The organism is Herbaspirillum chlorophenolicum, from assembly GCF_001189955.1.
GTDB classification, from domain to species: Bacteria; Pseudomonadota; Gammaproteobacteria; order Burkholderiales; family Burkholderiaceae_D; genus Herbaspirillum; species Herbaspirillum chlorophenolicum.
This window is the reverse complement of sequence record NZ_LFLT01000109.1, coordinates 1-2,942: the sequence shown is the minus strand read 5'-3', so window position 1 is coordinate 2,942 and position 2,942 is coordinate 1. Positions and strand designations below refer to the sequence as shown.

The window sequence follows — 2,942 nt, the reverse complement described above, 5'->3', positions numbered from 1 at the left end:
TTATTACCCCTTGTCGTTCATACATAGTTTCATCATCGCAACAACGATTGTTTTCCACATGGAAATTGATCGCGAGATAAATCCCATTCTTGGAATCAACCGGTGTAACGGTGTAACAAGCGTTACACCGTTACATCTGCGATCCAATATCTCAGTAGCGTCCATCGCCCCCTCCAATTCAACAAGCAGATAGAACGAGGACCGTCACAGCACGCTATATAAATAGCGGGCTCGATTTTTTTCAACCTGCTTAAATCAGGTTGTCAGCAATTTGACAGATAATTAAGTAGAGTTTGAAACTCTGCAATAATTTAGATCAGCAAATGTTGCACCTTAATTGTTTTTTTTGGTAATTATCTCTTTAACAATGATCGATCTTAAAGAAGTTGGCGACATTTTGAACCACTGGAAAATCAAGCGATGTTTCCAAGAATGAAACATTGAAATCATCGCTAGCAAACTTAATGAATAGAAATTCTTGAAGTGGTTGGGTACCCGTGCACGCAGGCCAGGCACTGTAGTTAAGTTGGAAATCGGGCAGATGCGTTGAATAAATAAATCAGGAAAGCTTCTTCTCACATTACGCCACACTATTTTTTCGAAATTTTATAAATAAATCACAGCCATCAGTAGCTGCGTAGTACAAAGCATAGGAAAAAAAGTAATGAGTACTACAGTCGCGCAATTTGCTCTGGAACTGAAAATGCCGGCAGATCTGTTGTTGTCGCAGCTAAGTTCAGCAGGAGTCGAAAAAAAATCTGCATCCGAGCAGATCACTCGTGAAGATAAGGATCAACTGCTGGAGCACTTACGCAGGACTCGCGGTGCATCTCAAAACGGAGAAAAGAAGAAAATTACGCTGGTCCGAAAGGAGAACACTTCTCCAAATACATCACCGAAGCCGAGACACGTCGAGATAGACCGTCAGAAGAATAAATTTTATGTGGAGCAAGACGGAAGTAAGACGGCTCTTGAACTTACATTGAACGAACCAAGTGTTACCGATGTTTCCATTGAAAATCTTGGCCTTTTACCGGATCCAAAATCGACTAAGAATATTCGGTGGCAAAAACTTCAATCTGTTGAAATAAAAAACTTCAAGGCGATTGATTCACTTAAATTATCCCTAGCAGACGTGACTGTAATGGTGGGGCCCAATGGTTCAGGAAAATCATCCGTGCTTCAGGCAATTCATTGGGTCGCACGGGCAGCCAGCTATATTCCGCCAAAGAATCAAAATGAAGTTATCGCTTTTGATCGACTGGACTACTCCCCATCGAGCGAGCCTCTAAAGACGGCCCACAAGAAAGAACTCTCATCCGATAGAGGTACCCCCCCAACGTCTGTCGTCTTTAATCACGGCCCCGCTGAAGATGGCGCTACTGCTGCCGCAAATATCAAAATTTGGGCGGCGCGAAATCGCAGTGGAATATCTGTACATATAGAGGGCGGAACAGCGGTCACACCTTTCAAACAGCGTGAAGAAGTCATCACTGCGTACATTCCTGGATTGGCCGGACTTTCAGAGGCTGAAACCATTCTAGTCCAACCATTACTACGGCGAAGAGCCGCGAGCGGTGACGCGGGAGGAGTTCTGCGAAATGTACTTTTTAATATAGCAAGTAGGCAAGCGGGCGAGCAAGACAACGAACTGGCTAGACAGCGAGTTAGCAAATTAAATGAGCTGATACAGATCATTCATCCTGACGTTCAATTGGAGGTCAGTTTCAACGATCGGGAAGATATCAATATTCAAGCTCTCTTTGATGATCGTCTTCTCGCGGGAACTAAACGCCCTCTAGAAGCCGCTGCCACCGGCGTGCTACAAGTTGTGCAAATATTTGCATATCTGATTCTCTTCCGCCCCAAGCTGCTTTTAATTGACGAGCCCGATGCACACTTACATCCCGACAAACAAGAACGCCTGATAGAAGCCCTTGAGCAAGCAGCCGCGGAATTTCATGTTCAAGTTATCTTGACGACACACAGCCCTCATATTGTCCGCGCAGCATCCCCCAGCACTAACTTGGTATGGGTCAATGAAGGGAAAGTAGTCGAACAAGAGGAAGACTCGATTCGCGCACTTCTTGGCTGGGGAGGCCTCGATAAGAAAATACTGTTTTTTGTCGAAGACGAAGATGATCTGGCAATCCGGTCGATACTACGCCAGTGGCCTCAACTCTACCGCCAACTCACAATATGCCGATGCTTTGGGATAGATAATTTACCGAAAAATGCGCTGTTGAAGGGCCTATTAAACGAGAATTCATTTGGCATAAAAGCGTTGATCCACCGAGACCGCGATTTTATGACCGAGGATGAAGGTGAGCTTTGGAGCAAGCGCTATTCTGCAAAAGATACATTCACTTGGATCACTGACCATGTGGATGTTGAAGCATACTTTTGTCAGCCGGAATATCTAGCAGCTGTCTTCAATATATCTAAAGACACAGCGGATAGCTGGATTGCTGCAGCAATCAAAAATTGCAGCAAGACAAAAGAACTCTTCCTAGAAAAACGTAAAATTATTAACCGCTTACTTCATGAAAATGGAGGTAGCCCGCTCTCTGAAACACTTTGGAAAGAATGTGGGGAAATCTCCGCTGGAACGATTTTGGGAAAAACACTCCATAAAGCGCTAAAGACAATAGTGAAAGAAAATAAATACGACGAAAAACAGCTTGATAGATTTTTTATTCCTCGGGACTTTGCTATGGCGCCCAGCCTTAAATCCATTCTCGAGAAGATATTGAATTAGAGCGGGTCTTTTGAAGGTTACTTTTCAAGATCAGCATGAGTCAGAATTGGATGAAATTTAGGCCCTTAATGTTCAGTTTTGGACGCAATTCAACAATCTAGAGTCATCGAGCGTAACTCAGCCTAGCAGTGGCGCTTAGCTGAGTTTATTTTCTGGCCTCAAGCAATGCGATCAACCGTTCCAC

General features: G+C 44.1%; 1 protein-coding gene. It reads left to right on the top strand.

The window, feature by feature from the left end:
- The first annotated feature begins 664 nt into the window (after window positions 1-664).
- Window positions 665-2,758, top strand: coding sequence for a translation initiation factor IF-2 N-terminal domain-containing protein (locus tag AKL28_RS23220; RefSeq protein ID WP_082221654.1), 2,094 nt, complete (start codon window positions 665-667; stop codon window positions 2,756-2,758).
- Window positions 2,759-2,942: the final 184 nt, after the last annotated feature.

Excerpts from the sequence above, each read along its gene's own strand:
- AKL28_RS23220 (WP_082221654.1), top strand. The coding sequence starts at position 665 with ATGAGTACTACAGTCGCGCAATTTGCTCTGGAACTGAAAATGCCGGCA.